Source organism: Lentzea sp. NPDC020367, from assembly GCF_044387305.1.
Classification (GTDB): domain Bacteria; phylum Actinomycetota; class Actinomycetes; order Mycobacteriales; family Pseudonocardiaceae; genus Lentzea.
In genome coordinates, this window is record NZ_JBIRVV010000004.1 from 585,676 (window position 1) to 603,031 (window position 17,356).

Annotated in this window: 6 protein-coding genes; 1 reads left to right on the plus strand and 5 read right to left on the minus strand. The window is 69.4% G+C overall.

Features of this window, described 5'->3' with window-relative positions; translation table 11 throughout:
- Positions 1-21: 21 nt before the first annotated feature.
- Positions 22-870, plus strand: a complete 849-nt coding sequence (locus ACH413_RS20435; RefSeq protein ID WP_360035809.1) for a helix-turn-helix transcriptional regulator — start codon at positions 22-24, stop codon at positions 868-870.
- Here the strand turns inward: ACH413_RS20435 and ACH413_RS20440 are convergent.
- The 5 genes from ACH413_RS20440 to ACH413_RS20460 are packed head-to-tail and all read right to left on the minus strand — an operon-like array spanning position 838 to position 17,316.
- A complete protein-coding gene (locus tag ACH413_RS20440; protein WP_360035807.1) occupies positions 838-1,797 on the minus strand; it encodes an alpha/beta hydrolase-fold protein in 960 nt (319 codons plus the stop codon). The genes ACH413_RS20435 and ACH413_RS20440 overlap by 33 nt on opposite strands.
- Positions 1,794-3,485, minus strand: a complete 1,692-nt coding sequence (locus tag ACH413_RS20445; protein WP_360035804.1) for an ABC transporter ATP-binding protein — start codon at positions 3,483-3,485, stop codon at positions 1,794-1,796. Before ACH413_RS20445 ends, ACH413_RS20440 begins: the two co-directional genes overlap by 4 nt.
- Positions 3,472-14,421, minus strand: a complete 10,950-nt coding sequence (locus ACH413_RS20450) for an amino acid adenylation domain-containing protein (RefSeq protein WP_360035801.1) — start codon at positions 14,419-14,421, stop codon at positions 3,472-3,474. The genes ACH413_RS20445 and ACH413_RS20450 overlap by 14 nt, the downstream gene beginning before the upstream one ends.
- A 28-nt stretch (positions 14,422-14,449) precedes the next feature.
- Positions 14,450-16,246, minus strand: coding sequence for an ABC transporter ATP-binding protein (locus ACH413_RS20455; RefSeq protein WP_360035798.1), 1,797 nt, complete (start codon positions 16,244-16,246; stop codon positions 14,450-14,452).
- Between the two features lie 41 nt (positions 16,247-16,287).
- Positions 16,288-17,316 (minus strand): iron-siderophore ABC transporter substrate-binding protein, encoded by a 1,029-nt coding sequence (locus ACH413_RS20460; protein ID WP_360035796.1) that lies wholly within the window; start codon positions 17,314-17,316, stop codon positions 16,288-16,290.
- Positions 17,317-17,356: the final 40 nt, after the last annotated feature.

Genomic DNA, 17,356 nt, shown 5'->3' on the forward strand with positions numbered 1-17,356 from the left:
GAACCGCCCTACGCTGGAGAGGTGAACACCGAACTCCGCGAGTTCCTCCGCTCCCGCCGGGCGAAGGTCACGCCCGAGGACGCCGGCCTGCCCGCGTTGCCGGGCACTCGCCGGGTTCCCGGCCTGCGCAGGGAAGAGGTCGCGCAGCTCGCCGGCGTGAGCGTGGACTACTACGTGCGACTGGAACGCGGCCGCAACGTCAACGTCTCCGAGTCCGTTCTGGACGCACTGGCGAGAGCGTTGCAGCTCAACGACACCGAGCGCGCTCATCTGTACACAGTGGCCAAACCGACGCGCAAAACCCAGGCGCTGCCACCGCAACGGGTCCGGCCCGGCCTGCTCAGGGTGCTGGACTCGATGACCGACGTACCCGCGATGCTGCTGGGCCGCCGTTCGGACGTGCTGGCGATGAACGCCCTGGCCAGCGCGCTGTACATGGACTTCGGTGCCGCGTCACCGCAGGACCGCAACCCGGTCCGGTTCATGTTCCTCGACCCGGCGGCCCGCGCGCTCTACCTCGACTGGGAGGCCAACGCCCGTCTGGCCGTCGCGCACCTGCACATCTACGCCGGACGCCATCCGCACGACCCGAAGCTGGCCGCGCTGGTCGGTGAGCTCTCGGTCCGGGACGCCGACTTCCGCCGCTGGTGGGCCGACAACGACGTGTACCTGCACGCCCACGGCACCAAGGCGCTGAACCACCCGGTCGTCGGCGAGATCACGGTGGCCTACGAGTCGTTCACGGTGGACGGCGACCCCGACATGTCCATGGCGCTGCACACGGTGGAGCCGGGGTCGTCGTCCGAGCAGAACCTGCGCCTGCTGGCCAGCTGGAACCTAACTCAGCAACCAAGCGACGTCGCGCACTAGCGCGTGCCGCCAGCCCGCCCGGTCGTGTCCGGCGGGGGAGCGGTTCACCCGCACCGTCGCACCCGCCTGCACCGCAAGCTCTTCGACGGCTTCGCAGTGCCGGTGCATCCTCGGTTCGTGCTCGCCGACGTCGAACGCGACGCGCAGACCGGACAGATCCGGGAGCGCACGCAGTTGCGAGGCGGTGTCACCGCCGGCCGGACCGTCGAGCGAAAGGCCGTGTTCGGGCAGGTCGCGGGTGTACCAGAACGACCCGGACTGGCAGGCCACCTTCGACACCAGGTCCGGGAAGTCCAGGGCGGCACGGAACGCGCTGAGCCCGCCCAGACTCTGCCCGGCGACCACGAACCGTTCGAGATCCACGGTCACGCCGTTCTCCGCGAGCAACGGCAGCAGCTCATCCCGGATCGCCTGCCACAGCGCGGAAGAGCTGTACTCGGCGTCACGATCACGTGGCGTGGGAAGGAAAACCAGCGTGGCGGGCGGCATCTCGCCGTTCTTCACCGCCGACTCGAACGCCGCCACGGCCGGGTGCACGTACATCCAGTCGTCGCCGTCGAGCAGCAGCACGACTGGCTCACCGCCCTGGTGCACGCGAACTGTCTTGCGCCCCAACGTACCGTTCCACCGGATCCGCAGCGACGGCACGTCCAGCACCTCGTCCGGTCCGACGACCGGCCAGTGCGGCTGCGGTTCCAGGCCCGGGGTCGCGAAGATCGACCGGTTCGGGCCTGCACCGGACGGGTTCGACGGATCGGCGTGCTCGTCCCCTTCGGCGTCCACGAAGTGGTACGTCATGCGCAGCCGGTCCGGCATCTCGACCTCGGCGGACCAGAGGTCGTCCTGCTCGTGCGTCAGCTCGACGGGGTCCAGCACGCTCTCGAACCTGAGCGAGGCCGGGCCTCCTCGCCACTCGAACCTCGTCATCGGGCCACCGCCAGCTGGTAGGAGGAGTCACGGCCGAGCAGTTCGCGGTGCGTGCCCTCGGACGTCACCGCGCCGCCGTCGAGCACGATCACCCGGTCGGCCACGTCGAGCAACGCCGGGCTGCTGGTGATCACGACCGTCGTGCGGCCGCGGCGCAACTCGGTGAGGTTGCGGGCGATGAGCTGCTCGGTCACCGCGTCCACCGCCGTGGTCGGGTCGTGCAGCACCAGGATCTCCGGGTTCGCGGCCAGCGCCCGTGCCAGCGACAACCGCTGCCGCTGCCCGCCGGACAGGTTCGCGCCTCGGTCGCGTACGGCGTAGTCGAGCCCGTCGGAGTGCAGGGCCACGACGTCGGTCAGCATCGCCGCGGACACGGCTTCTTCCACCAACGTGCTGGAGCCGGCCGGATCCACGTTCTCCCGCAACGTTCCCGCGAACACCTCGTGGTGCGACGGGTTGACCAGCAGGTGGGTGCGCACGCTCTCGATCGTCAGCGACGCGACCTCCTGCTTGCCCACCCGCACCACGCCTTCGTAGGAAGCCGGGGGCACGTCGACGGACAGCACGGACGCCAGTTCGGCCGCAGCCTGGGGCTGGTAGGCCGCGATCGCCACGAACTCGCCGGGCTGCACGGAGAACGTCAAGTCCCGCAACGTTCCGTGCGTGACGCCGGCGACGTCGAGCCCGCTCTCCGGACCGGGCTCCTCCACGCCAGGCGTCATCAGCGCGGGCGCGGCGAGGATCAACGCCATCCGTTCGGCAGAGGCCCGCGCGATCATCACGTACTTGGGCATCTCCGAGAACAGCTTCAGCGGCTCGATCAGGAACTGCGCCAGGCCGACCGCCATCACCAGCTGACCGATGGTGATCTCGCCCTGGAACGTCAGCAGGCCCGCCCACAGCGTCACCGCCGCCGCCAGCAACGAGTTCAGCGCCAGCGCAGCACCGGCGTAGATGCCGTTCACGCGGGCCACCACGATCGACTGCTTCTTCGCCTCGGTGCTCACCCGGCGGTAGGCCTGGAAAGCCGCGTAGCTGCCGCCGAACCCGTGCAGCGGCCGCAAACCGGCGATCAGGTCGGACACCTTCGCCCCGGCCCGCGCGACCTTCGCCTGCTGCACCTGGGTGTTCGTGCCGATCCGCCGCGACATCACGCTGAGCACGCTCAGGATCGCCGCCGTGCCGACGAACACCAGCACACCCAGAGGCACGCTGATCACCGCCAGCACGACACCCGTGATCACCACCGACACCAGCGAGCTGATCAGCAGCGGCACCACCTCGATGATGTCCGCGGTCTGGTCGGCGTCCTCGGTGGCGATGGTGAGGACCTCGCCGGACTTCAGGTCGACCTCGCGCGCCACCGGCTGCAGGCCGCGGTCCGCGACCTCGACGCGCCACCGGTGTGCCTCGGTCGTGTTCGCCTTCTGCAGGATGCGCATGCCGAACCGCCACGAGTACGACACCGTGGCCATCACGAGGCCGAGCGCGAGCAGCGCCAGCCCGAGCGAGCTGAGCTGCCCGCCGCGCAGCGCGTACTCGACGATCACGCCGAGCAGGATCGGCACGGCGGTCTCGGCGGCCTGGTAGGACCCCATCAGCAGGGTCCCGGCCGTCATGGCGCCTCGGTTGCGGCGCAGGGCGACCCGCAGGATCTCCCTGCCGGTGCGGACTTCAGTGTTCGTCAACGTGCCGCGCAATCGCTTCGGGGGTGGAGAGGGACAGCAGGTCGCGGATCGTGACCACGGGACCGAACTCGCGGCGGAGCAGACCGATGAGCCGCACCGCGAGCATCGAGTGCCCACCCAGGTCGGTGAAACCGCTCGTCATGCCCACCTCGTCCTCGTCGAGATCGAGCGCCTCCGCGAACATCTCGCGGACGATCATCTCGGTCTCGGTCAGTTCGCGTTCCTCGACCTTGGTCATCAGGGTGCCGAGCGGGCGGGCCTCGGGCAAGGCCGACGTGTCCGCCTTGCCGTTGACCGTGAGCGGGATCGCGTCCACCGCGGCGTAGTGCGAGGGCCGCAGGTAGTCCGGCAGGCCGGCGCCGACCTCCGCCGCGATCGACGGGATGTCCGCGCCGTCCGCGAGAACGAGGTAGGCCGCGAGCCGGTACGCGCCGTCGACCTGCGGGTCGGCCTGCGCGACGGCGGCGACGAACCGGACGCCGTCGTGGGCGGCGAACCGCGCCTCGACCTCGCCCAGTTCCACGCGGTGACCGCGGATCTTGACCTGCTTGTCCGTGCGGCCCAGGTAGAGCAGGTTGCCGTCGGGGCGCCGGATGACCAGGTCACCGGTCCGGTACATCCGCTCGCCGGGCACCCACGGGCAGGCCACGAACCGTTCGGCGGACTGCCCCGGCTGGCCGAGGTAGCCCCGCGCGATGCCCACGCCCGACACGTAGAGCTCGCCCGCGACACCGTCCGGCACGTGGCGCAGCCACGGGTCGAGGACGTAGACGTCGGTGTTGTCGATCGCCACGCCGACCACCGGGTCGACGCAGTCGAACGTGCCGACGCCCAGCGTGTTGATCGTGTACTCCGTTGGCCCGTAAAGGTTGTAGCCGATCGTGCCGGGGGTGTCCGCGAGCTGTTGCCACAGCGTCGGTGTGACGGCTTCACCGCCGAGCAGCACCAGCGCGGGCTTGTGCTCGGCTCCCAGCAGCCCTTCGGCCACCAGTTGCTGCGCGTAGGTCGGCGTCACGTTGATGACGTCGATCTCGTGCTTCAGGCAGTACTCGACGAGCCCGGTGGCGTCGCGGCGCAGTTCCTCGTCGCAGATGTGCACCTCGTGGCCGTCGGCGAGCCAGAGCAGCTCCTCCCACGACATGTCGAAGGCGAACGACACGGTGTGCGCGATCCGGAACGTCCGGTGCCCGTGCTCGGCCAGCACCGGCTCGAAGATCCTGCGCTGGTGGTTGACCAGCATGTTCGTCAGGCCGGCGTACTCGGTCACGACGCCCTTGGGCTTGCCGGTGCTTCCCGAGGTGTAGATCGTGTAGGCCGCGTGCTTGAGCCTGTTGGAGTCGTTGGGTGCGAACGTGACCACCGGTTCGGCGTCCGGCCACGGCTCGTCCAGCGTGAAGGTGTCGCTCTGGATCCGCGGTGCGACCGCCGTCGTCGTGATGATCAGCGACGGCCGGGCGTCCTCGATGATCGCGGCGATCCGCTCGTCCGGGTGGTCCAGCTCCAGCGGCACGTACGCCGCGCCGCAGCGCAGGATTCCGAACAGCGCGACGACCCAGTCGAGCGAGCGCGGCACCGCGATGGCGACTGACGTCTCGACGCCGATTCCCTTAGCTGTCAACACTCCGGCCAGGTGCCGGCTGCGGTCCCTGAGTTCCGCGAACGTCATCGTCTTGCCGTGCGCGACCAGGGCGATCTTGTCAGGACTGCGGTCGGCGGCCTGGTCGAACAGGTCGACCACGGTCAGGGTGCCGAAGTCGTTGGCGGGGTTGAGTTCCGGCTCCGGTCCCGTGCCGCGGATCGTGCCCAGCGGGCCTTCGGCGGTGGCGAGGTCGGTGAGGATCCGCAGGTAGTCGTCGAACAGCCGCTCGGCCAGTTCCGGCGCGGTGACCTCCGGCCGGTACTCCAGCTTGACCGTGAGTTGCCGGCCCGGAGTGACGACCCAGGTGAACGGGTAGTGCGTCGAGTCCTCGGACTCGTGGTCGATGATCCCGTTGCGCGCGTTGAGTTCGTCGAACGTGCTGTCGTCCAGGAAGTTCTGCAGCACGAACAGGTTGTCGAACAGCTGGTCGTGCCCGCTCGCCCGCTGGATCTCGCCGAGCCCGACGTGCTCGTGCTCCATGGCGTCGACCCGCGAGGCCTGCACGTTCGCGAGGAACTCGGCCGCGGTGTCTTGAGGCTTGGCGCGGACCCGCATCGGCACGGTGTTGAGCAGCACGCCGACGATGCCCTCGGTGCCCTCCTCCTCACGTCCGGAGACCGTGACACCGAAGACCGCGTCGCCCCGGCCGGTCTCGCTGCCGAGCACCAGCCCGAGCGCGCCGGTGACGACCGAGTTGAGCGTCACGCCGTGCCTGCCGGCCGCTTCCTTAACGCGGCTGGAGTCCTCTTCGGACAGCGTCCGCACGATCTTCGTCGGCAGGGTGTCCGAAGTGGACCCGTCGCCGAGCAGCGTCGGACCGGGCAGCTCCGCCAGGTAGTCGCCCCAGAACCGTTCCGCCGCCTGCTGGTCCTTGGCCGCCAGCGTCCGGCAGTAGCTCTCGAAGTTCGGCGAGGCGGGCGTGGAGTCGACCGGCTCGTTCGCGAGGAGCGCCTGGTAGGCGCCGAACAGGTCGCGCAGCACGATCTCGCGTGACCAGCCGTCCCACAGCAGCAGGTGGTAGCTGAACAGCAACGCGTCCCGGCCGTCCGGCAGCCGCAGCACGGTGAGCCGCACCAGCGGGGGCTGTTCGAGGTCGAAGCCCGTGCCCCGGTCCTCGACCCGCAGCGCGTCCACCGCGTCCTGGTTCAGCACGTCGACCGTGCGGACCTCGACCTGACCGCCGGACGTGAGGACCTGGACCGGCGTGCCGTCCTCGTCCGCGAAGCCCGCGCCGACGACGGGGTGCTTGGCGATGACGTGCGCCATCGCCTTGGCGAGCTTGTCGGCGTCGAGACGCCGGTCGAACGTGAAGTAGCTCTGCGCCACGTAATGCCCGGCCGCGCTCAGTGCGGCCTGGAAGTACAGACCGCGCTGCAACGGCGACAACGGCGCGGTGCGGGTCGCGGTGACCGAGGTGTCCGCGATGCGTTCGAGCGCGAGCAGCCAGCGTGCCGCGATCTCGTCCGACACGTCCTCGGTGAGCGCGAACGTCGCCCGCAGGCTGCCGGTGCCGGTGTCGACCCAGCAGTTGACCTCGACGGCGTACGGGCTCGGCTGCGAGCCCGTGTCGAGGTGGATCGCCCGCGACTCGCTGCCCCGGCCGAGGTAGTTGAACAGCACCTGCGGCCTCGGCAGCGCGGCCAGCACGGGCGCGGTCTGCGGGTTCAGGTACCGCAACCGGCCGTACCCGACGTGCTGCTCCTCGTCCGGCTGACGCTGCACAAGCTCACGTGCGGCGTCGACGGGGTTGGTGTGCGCGCTGAGCTTCACCGGCGCGATGGAGGTGAACCAGCCGACCGTGCGCGTGTAGTCGTGGTGCTCGAGAGCCGCTACCCGGCCGTGGCGCTCCAACTCGATGACGAGATCCGTGGGCGTGCCTTGGATTTCGGTGAGTGCGGTTCGTAGTGCGCCTGCCAGCAGTTCGGTCAGGCCGATGCCGAGCGCGGTCGGTGCGGTGTGCACGACGCGGTCGGTGATGTCGGCGGACAGGTTGACCGTGACCTCGCGCTGGTCGCTGATCTGCGGGGTGAGGGACGGGGTGTCGAGCACCTCGATCCAGTGGCGCAGGCCGGTGCTCGTCTGGGCCTGGAGGGTGAGGGCGCGGGTGTAGGCGCTGAACGGGGTGGTGGCGGGTGCGAGGGGTTCGCCTCGCAGGGTCGCGTTGATGTCGTCGAGCAGGATCAGCCAGGAGACTGCGTCCACGGCCAGGTGGTGGATGACGACGACGAGGGTCTGGGTGGGTTCGAGCCAGGTGAAGGCGGCCATGACGCCGGTTTCGGGGTTCAGGCGGCGGGCGGCTTCGTTGGCGGCGGCCTGAGGGTCGTCGGTGGTCGCTCGGACCACCGGAATCTCAAGATCACCAGAACTGTCGGACCCGCTTGGGATGATTGGAGTGGGGACCCGATCCCCCCAGGGGGCCTGCGAATCGGAATCGATTCCGAGGGGTTGCGTCCCGTCTGCGGTTCCGCTGGGCTGGGTACCGTCCGCGGTTCCGCTGGGCTGGGTACCGTCCGTGATTCCGAACGACCACACCCCGTCCGTCACCGTCAGCCGCATCCGCAGGGCCGCGTGCGCCTTCACCACGGCGTCGGCGGCACGCTGAGCGTCCGCCAGACTCGCGCACTCGACCTGCCGCGCCTGGGCGAACAGCCGAAGCTCCCCGCCCAGCTCCCGCTGCCGCAGCACGATCGGCGTCGGCACCACCGGCCCGTCCTGAACCTCGGAGCCCACGACCGGCGCGGCCACCGGTGCCACCGCGAACTTGGAAGCCAGCGCCCGAGGCGTCTTGTGCAGGAACAGGTCCCGAGGCGCGATCCGCACCCCCAAAGCCCGAGCCCGGTTCACCACCCCGATCGCGATGATGCTGTCTCCACCGGCCACGAAGAAGTCCGTGTCCGCGTCCACCGCAGTCCCGGGCAGCACGTCCGCGAAGATGCCGACCAGCGACTCCAACGCCGGCGAGCCGGCGACAACCGGCGAATCCTCCGAAGTACGAGCGCGCGATTCCAGCGCCTTGCGGTCCAGCTTGCCGTTGACCGTCAAAGGCAACGCGTCCAGAGGCAGAATCCGCTGCGGCACCATGTGCACCGGCAGCTTCGACCCGAGCAAGCTCAGCAAATCCGCAGCCGGCGACCCCACCACGTGCGCGACGAGGTGGTCGGCGGTGTCCGCCACCGTCACGGCGACGTCGACGACACCTGGTACCGAGCGAACTGCCGACTCCACCTCGCCCAGCTCGATCCGGAACCCCTTGAGCTGCACCTGGTTGTCAGCCCGGCCGACGAACTCCAGCGAGCCGTCCAGCGCACGCCTGGCCAGGTCGCCAGAGTTGTACATCCGCGAACCGTCAGCCGCGAACGGGTCCGCCACGAAACGGGTGCACGTCAGATCCGGCCGGTTGTGATAGCCCAGAGCGAGCTGCGACCCCGCCACGTAGATCGCCCCGACCTGCCCAGGAGCGACCGGCCGCAAAGCGCCGTCCAGCAGGTACGTGCGCAGACCGGGGATCGGCCCGCCGATCGGGCTGACCTCACGCCCAGACTCGAAGTCCAGGGAATCCAGCACCCGATGCGTCACGTGGACCGTGGTCTCGGTGATGCCGTACATGTTGACCAACTCGGGCCGCGTGGTCCCGTAGCGCTCGACCCAGCCGCGCATCCGCGACAGTTCCAGCGCCTCGCCGCCGAAGATCACCCGGCGCAGCGCGGGGAGCGGCGAGCTCAGCCGGTCCGCCTCGATGAACTGGTAGAACGCCGACGGCGTCTGGTTCAGGACAGTGACGCCACGCGACCGAACCAATGCGTGGAAGTCGACCGGCGAGCGCGTCAGGCCGTGGTCGGGGACGAGCAGTTCGCCGCCGTGGACCAGTGCGCCCCACAGTTCCCAGACCGCGAAGTCGAACGAGTACGAGTGGAACTGCGTCCACACGTCGTCCGGCCCGAAGTTCATGTCCGGCTGGGTGTTCGCCAGCAGCGACACCACGCTGGCGTGCGACACGACGACACCCTTGGGCTTACCCGTGGAGCCGGACGTGTAGATCACGTAGGCCGGGTTGCGCCAGTCGAACGACGGAACCCGTGCGTCGCCAGCGACTTCCTCGCCGTACACCAGCACCCGCGCCGACACACCGGCCGCGACCAGCAGACGCTCGAAGCGTTCGCGATGCTCAGCCTCGACCAGCACGACCTGGGGCGCGGAGTCAGCGAGGACGTACTGGAGCCGCTCGTCCGGGTAAGCAAGATCCAACGGCACGTAGGCGCCGCCAGCCGACACGATGCCGACCAGCGCGACGACCTGCTGCAACGACCGCCCGATCGCGACCGCGACCCGTTGGCGCGGACCAACTCCGGCATTGACCAGGCTACGAGCGAGCCGGTCCTTGGCGTCGGCCAGCATCCCGTACGACAGGCCCTCGGCGCTGCCGTCGAGGTGGCACATCGTCACGGCCCGCGCGGACGGATCGCGCACCGCGGCGGCGTCGAACAGCTCTGCCAGCGTCACCGGCTCGACAGAGGCCGCGGCACGCGAAGACGAAATCGAGACTGCGGGGATTTCTTCCTCGTGCAGCAACGAGTTCAGCGTGTCCGAGAACGCCTGCACGATCCTGCGGGCGCCGTCCGAGCGCACGACCGTCGTGTCGTAGATGAGGTTGAACCGCAAAGCTCCGTCGAGCGACCGCTCGACCACCAGCGTCAACGGGTAGTGCGGCGCACCCTCGTTCACGACCTCGGCGATCTTGAACGGACCCTCCAGCGCCGTCACGTCGGTGGCCACGTCGAAGACCACGAGCGTGTCGAACGCCGAACCGTGCTGAGCCTGCCGCCCGATCCGGGTCAGCGACACGTGCTGGTGCGGCAACACCGCGGTCTGATGCGCGCGCACCGACTCCAGCAACGAACGCGCAGAAGAACCAGACCAGCCAACGCGCACGGGAATCGTGTTGATGAACAGGCCGACCATCTCGTCGATGCCGGGAACATCGGCGTCACGGCCGGACACCGTCGACCCGAACACGACGTCCTGGCTGCCCAGGATGCCGCCCAGCGTCACGCCCCACGCGCTGTGCACGGCCACGCTCAGCGACACACCGGCCGCACGTACCGCGGCGTCCAGGTCGGGAGCCGCGTCGATCACCACGTCGTCGAACAGTTCAGACGGCGTGTGCCCCTCGGCCACGAACGACGGCGCCGCGAGGCCGGCCAGCTCGGAGGACCAGACCCGGTCGCTCTCCACGGCATCGGCGTTGACCAGCCAGCGCACGTAGTCGGCGTAGCTGCCGCGCGGATGCACCGAACCGGGCGTCGAGTACTCGGCCAGCAGCGCGCGCAGCATCGGCGGCACCGACCAGCCGTCCGCGATGATGTGGTGCACGGTCTGCACCAGCACGAACCGCTGAGCGGCGACCCGGATCAGCGTGAAGCGCATCAACGGGCCGCGCGCGAGGTCGAACCCGGCGACGCGGTCCCGTTCGGCGTACTCCTGGATCTCCTCGGCGGTCATGCCCAGACCGTCCACAGTGGAGAACTCCGGCCGGACGCCGGACTCCAGCACCGACACGACCCGTCCGTCGGCGAGACCGACGAACCGGGCGGCGAGGTTCGGGAACAGCTCCAGCACTCGGGCGGCGGCCGCTTCGAGCCTGCGGGCGTCCACCGGGCCGGTCAGCGTCAGCAGTTGCTGCTCGACGTACCGGTGCGCCGACTCGTCGTCGAACACCGAGTGGAAGTAGAGACCCTCCTGCAACGGCGTCAGCGGCAGGATGTCGCGCAACACCGAAGAATCCAGCGAGTCCACATCGGACTGGGTGAGCGGCAGCAGGTCGAAGTCGCTGGGGGAGTGGCCGCCCTGCGTCAACGCGGCGAGCCCCTCCAGCGCAGCCACGAAGTACGCGCCGATCCGCGCGATGTCCTCGTCGCTGAACACCCCGGACGGCCACGAGATCACGGTGACCAGTTCCAGGGAGCCGTCCGCGCCGGGCTCGGCCGAGGCGTTGAACTCCAGCGCCCTGGGCAGCCGCATCGCCGGGTCGCGCTTCTCGCCGAGCTGACCGGCGTTCTCCGCGAGCTGCCAGTCACCGGACGTGCCACCGGCGAACCGGCCGAGGTAGTTGAACAGCACCTGCGGCCGGGACGCGTCGAACTCCGCACGCCCCAGGTACTTCAGCGCGCCGTAGGAGACACCGTTGCTCGGCACCCGAGCGAGGTCTTCCTTGACCCGCTTCAACGCCGCACCCAGATCATCGGCGGAACCCGGATCCACCGTCACCGGGAACAGCGTCGTGAACCAGCCGACCGTCCGCGACAGGTCGGGGTCGAGCGGCACGAACCGGCCCTCACGGCCGTGGCCCTCCAGCTCGATGTGCGCGAACGTCTGGTCCTGCCCGTTGTCCCGCCGCCACCGGGCCAGCGCGACCGCGAGACCGGTCAGCAGCACGTCGTTGACCTTGGCGTGGAACAACGCCGGCACGTCGCCCAGCAACGCGGCGGTGGCGGCCGAACCCACGGTCACCGTGCGAACCTGTTCGCCCGCAACGACATCGGCATCGGAAAGCTCGCGTCGGCCGAGGAGCTGATCCGCACCCGGCAGCGGACGCTCGTAGTACGAACGATCGCCCTCGAACCCGGCCTTCTCCAGCAACTGGGTCCAGCGCCGGAACGACGTGCCGACCGGCCGGAGTTCCACAGCCTCACCAGAAGACACTTGCTGCCAGGCTTGAGCGAGATCGTCGAACAGGATTCGCCACGACACACCGTCGATCACCACGTGGTGGATCACGATCACGAGCTGCCGAGCAGAAGGCCGCCACACCGCGCGCAGCATGCCGCCCGCGTCCGGGTCCAGCCCCTCGGTCGCCGCCGCGACGCACTCCTCCAGCGGCGCGTCGCTCTCGTCCCACAACGCAACACCGTCAGCGGGGATGTCGAACGACCAGCTCGAGCCCCGCACCAGCTTGGCGCGCAGCATGTCGTGCCGCGCGACCACCGCGTCCAGGATCTGGGTCAGCGCATCAGCGGTCAGAGCCTCAGGCGTGTTGAGCACGACCGACTGCACGAACCCGTCGATCGCGTCCGTCGTCTCCCCGAGCCACTGCACGATCGGCGGCCCTGCGACCGGACCGGTAGGAACGTCGTCGTGGTCGACCACCGCAGCGCCGTCCCGCGTCGCCACCGCGGCCAGCGCGCGGGGAGTGCGGTTCACGAAGATCTGGGTGGCGGTGACGAACACGCCCTCCGCCCGCAACGCGGACAGCAGCGAGATCGCCAGGATGCTGTCGCCGCCCAGCTCGAAGAAGTCCTGGTCGGCACCGACCTGCTCGACCCGCAGCACCGACGCGACGGCCGCGCAGATCACGGCCTCGTCGTCGTTGGCCGCCGCCGTCACCGGCCCGGTCTCCACCACGGGCTCCGGCAGGGCGCGGCGGTCGAGCTTTCCGTTGGCGGTCAACGGGAACTCGCTCATCACCACGATGTGGGTCGGGACCATGTACTCGACGAGGTTCTCGACCGCCCACTGCTTCACAGCGTCCGAGGTCAGACTCTCATCGGCAGGAACCACGTAGCCGACGAGGTAGTTGCCGCCCGCCGAGTTCTTCCTGACCACGACGCAGGTGTGCCGGACCTGCGGGTGCTCGGCCAGCGCGACCTCGACGTCCTCCAGCTCGAGCCGCATGCCGCGGATCTTGACCTGGTTGTCGACGCGGCCGAGGAAGTCGAGCGACCCGTCCGGCGCGAACCGCGCCAGGTCACCGGTCCGGTAGAGGCGCGACCCGTCGGTGGCGAACGGGTTCGCCACGAACCGCGACGCCGTTAGGCCGGGTGCGTTCACATACCCGCGCCCCAGCAGGAACCCGCCGATGTACAGCTCGCCGCCGACACCGACCGGGCACGGCCGCAACTCGTCGTCGAGCACGTAGAGGTCGGTGTTCGGGTTCGCCTTGCCGATCGACGTCGACAGGCGCTCGGCCTCACCCCGGTAGATCACGTGCGAGACGCCGATCGTGGCCTCCGCCGGGCCGTACCCGTGGTACATCGGGATGTCGAGCTGCGTGCGGAACCGGTCGTACAGCTCGGGAGTCAGCACCTCGCCGCCGCACCACACGTGCCGAAGGCTGGCCAGCTCACCGTCGCCCGCGATGTTCAGCAGCACGTCGAGCATCGACGACACCAGGTACACGAACGTCACGCGGTGGCGGTCGATCGTCTGCAGCAGGTGGTGCGGGTCGCGTTCGCCGCCGGACCGCACGACGACGGTCCGCCCGCCGCACACCAGCGGCAGGAAGATCTCGTTGATGGAGATGTCGAACGACAGCGGCGCCTTGAACAGCGACGCGTCGGAGTGTCCGAAGTGGAGGATCTGGTTCACCTGCCACAGCAGGCGTTCGCTGATCGCCTCGTGCCGGATCATCGCGCCCTTGGGACGGCCGGTCGAGCCGGACGTGAACATCACGTACGCGAGCTGCGCGCCGCGGATCGTCACATCGGTGGGATCGCCCGAGTAGTCCGAGAAACCCCAGGAAGAGAGGTCGACCTCGACGGCCGCGGGCTCGTTCTCCTGGCCACTGCCCAGGAGTAAGACGACCTGCGCGTCGGTGATCACGGACTCGCGGCGCGACGCCGGCCACTGCGGGTCCAGCGGCACGAACGCGCCCCCGGCCTGCAGCACGGCGAGCAGGCTGATCACCATCTCGGCCGAGCGGTCGAGCGAGATGCCGACGACCTGCTCCTCCGTGAGACCGCGTTCGACCAGGTGGCGGGCGAGCTGGTTGGACTGGGTCAGCGCCTCGCCGTAGGTGAACGCGCGGTCACCGTCGTTGATCGCGACCGCGTCCGGGCGCTGCCGGGCCTGCTCGCGGAACAACTCCACGATGCTCGGCCGGTCACGCGGGAACTCGTTGTCGTTCCAGCGGGCCAGGTCCGCGAGCCGTTCCTCGAGTGTCTGCGAGGTCAACGTGCCGATGGCGCGGTTGGGGAACTCGGCGAGGTCGGCGAGCGCGCGCTCGGCCTCGGCCAGGTCGACACCGTCCGGAACGGGAACGGCCCAGCCGTCCGGTCGTTCGGTGACGTCCCAGGCCTGACCCTTGTCGGCCCACACGAGCAGGTCGCTGAACAGCGTCGCGGGCGTGAGCTCGAACCCGTCGACACGGAAACCGGGGGTCGCCCAGTGGTTCAGTGCGACGGCACTCGCGACGGCGATGGTCCGCTGCGGGTACTCACCGGCACGGCGCCGAACGGAGGCGATCCGGGCGGTCGAAAGAAGTACGTCACGGTCGGCCATCTGTTCCATCGACGACTCAGCCATCCCTTCACATCGGTGAAGGAAGCCTAACCTAAGTAGTTGCCGTTCCGAATCGCCAAGCGGCCCAAAGAGCTGCGTAACGCCCGTCACGCGCCACAAGTTCTTCGTGCGTGCCGTGTTCCAGCACGCGACCTGCGTCGAGCACGGCGATCCGGTCCGCGGCGATGGCCTGGGTCAGGCGGTGCGCGACCAGAAGTGTGGTGCGGCCCCGGCAGGCCGCGAGCGCGGCTCGTTCCAGCGCGGCGGCACCCTGGCTGCCCGCCTCGGCCGTCGACTCGTCCAGCACGACGACGGGGGAGCGGCCGAGCACCAGCCGGGCCAGCGCGATCTGGGCGATCTTGGTCACGTCGAGGCGTTCGCCACCCTCACCGACGTCGGTCTGCAGGCCCTGCGGCAACGTCTCGACCCACGTGTCCGCACCCACGGTCCGCAGCGCGTCCATGAGCTCGTCGTCGGTCGCGTCCGGTGCCGCCAGCCGCAGGTCCTCGGCCAGCGGGCCGGCGAAGACGTGGGCCTCCTGGGTCAGGATGCTCACCAACGCGCGGGCGCCCGCCTCGTCCAGATCGACGAGATCGGACGACCCGATGTGCACGGATCCGGCCAGCGGAGTGCCGGTGCCGGCGACCAGGGCCGCCAGCGTCGTCTTGCCCGCACCGGTCGCGCCGACCAACGCGAGCGACGTGCCGGCGGGGATCTCCAGATCGATGTCCTCGAGCACGTCGTGCTCGGAATCGGGATAGCGGAAGGAAAGCCCGCGCACCGACACCGGAAGTGGTTGTGCGTCAGCGTCGACGGCCACCGCGCTGCGCACGAGTTCGTCGCCGTCGGACTCGGTGGTCACGCCGACCAGTCGCGTCAGCCCGGCACCGGACTTCTGCGCCTCGTCGAAGAACGCCATGATCAGGCCGAGCGGCACGAACAACTTGTGGAACAGCAGCGCGGCAACGGAGACCTGGCCCAGCGAGGACTGCCCGTTGGTCACCAGGAAGTAGCCGACGACGATGATCAGCCCGAGGCCGATGAACTCGGCGCGGTTCTCGCGGCCGATGAACCGGCCGAAGAACCGGAAGACGTCGATGCCGATGTTGCGCACCCGCCACGACTCCGCGGTCACCTTGTCCCGGAAGACGTTCTCCAGGCGGTAGGCCCGCACGGTGGCGATGCCGTCGAGGCCGCTGATCAACGCCTGTGCGCGATCGGCCTGCGCCTCGGAACGGGCGCGGTAGAGCGGCTGCGACCGGGGCAGGTACCAGCGCAACGCCAGCCAGTAGGCGGGCAGCGCGCAGGCACCGGCGAGACCGAGCCGCCAGTCGAGCCCGAACATGCCCGCGGTCGCGATCACGACCAGCACGACCGCCGAGAAGATCGTCGGAATGGCCGTGCGGAAACCCTTGGAGATCACCGCGACGTCGTCACCGACGCGCGACAGCACGTCACCGCGGCCGACTTCCTCGATGCGCGCGCTCGGCATCCCGAGCACCGCGCGCACCGCGCCTTCCCTCAGGCGCGCCAGCATTTCCGCGCCGACGCGTCCGACGAGGTAGGTCGAGACGGCGGTCATGACCGCACCGGCCAGGGCCGACACGACGGTCGCGATGCCGATGGTCCAGAGGATCGACGCGTCACGGCCCTGCGTGACGCCGTCGACCACGGTGCCCAGCAGGAACACCGGGATGATCTGCAGCACCGCCCCGGCCACCGTCGCCAGCACGGTGGCGATCGGCAGACCGGGGGCGGAGCGGCAGTGGTCGAGCACCCAGCGAGAGGCCTCCCGTCCGGACGCCGTGCGCAGGATCTTCGCCGGCGGGACGGAGACGCTCGTGGTCACGAGGGGAGGCCTTTCGCTGGAACTGTTGTGTCAGAAGGAGGTCAGCTGACCGACTTGGCGGCCTTGACCAGCTCGTCCACCGCGTACGGCATCGACGCGAGGGTCGCCTGCGAGATCGCGGCACCGACGGCCGCACCCTCGCCGTCGAGGATGTAGTGGACCTTGCCGGCCTTGACCGCGGGCAGGTTGTTGAAGAGCTCAAAACCCTTGAGCGCCTTCAGGTCCGCCTCGTCGTTGATGATGAAGATGCGGTCGACGTTCATCACGTCGATGCGCTCGGGGGACAGGGACACGAAGAACTTGCCCGCCGCGAGCTCGTCGACCTTCGTGTTGCCCTTGAAGCCGATGCCGGTGATGACCTGGCTGCGCACGTCGGTCGTGGAGAACGGCCCGATGGCGTCCTTGTACCAGGACGCGACGACCGCGGTCTCGTTCGCCCAGCCCGGGTCGGCCGCCTTGGCCGCGGCGATCTTGTCGTCGATCGCCTTGATCTGCTTGGCGCCCTCGTCGGCCTTGCCGACCGCCTTCGCGACCTGGAGCGCGTTGTCCTGCCACTTGGCGGAGAAGGGCTCCTTCTCCTCCTTGGTGCGGCCGACCACCGGCGCGATCTTGGAGAGCTTGTCGTACCACTCCTGGGTCGCCTCGGAGTAGACGGCGACGATCAGGTCGGGGCGCAGCTGCGCGATCTTCTCGAAGTTCGGCTCGGTGTCACCGTTCTTCATGACGACCTCGGGCTTGGCCGAACCCCACTTGTCCTTCACCCAGGGCCACTGGGTGTTGACGTCCGGCGTCTTGCCGTCCGGGTTCGGGTACTGGTCGACCATGCCGACCGGGACGACGCCGAGCGCCAGCAGGGTCTGCTCGTCGGTGTAGCCGAGGGAGACGACGCGCTTGGGCGCTTCCTTGATCTCCGTCGTGCCGAAGAAGTGCTCGACCTTGGTCGGGAACGTGCCACCGGCGGCGTTGCCCGCGTCCGGGGTCGTGGCAGGCGTGGAGGAACCGCACCCGGCGAGGACGCTGGCACCGACAACGGCGGCTGCTGCCACGGCTGTCAGTCGCTTCCAGGTCATGGTCGTTCTCTGGCCCATTCGGCACCTCTTCTTCGCTGCC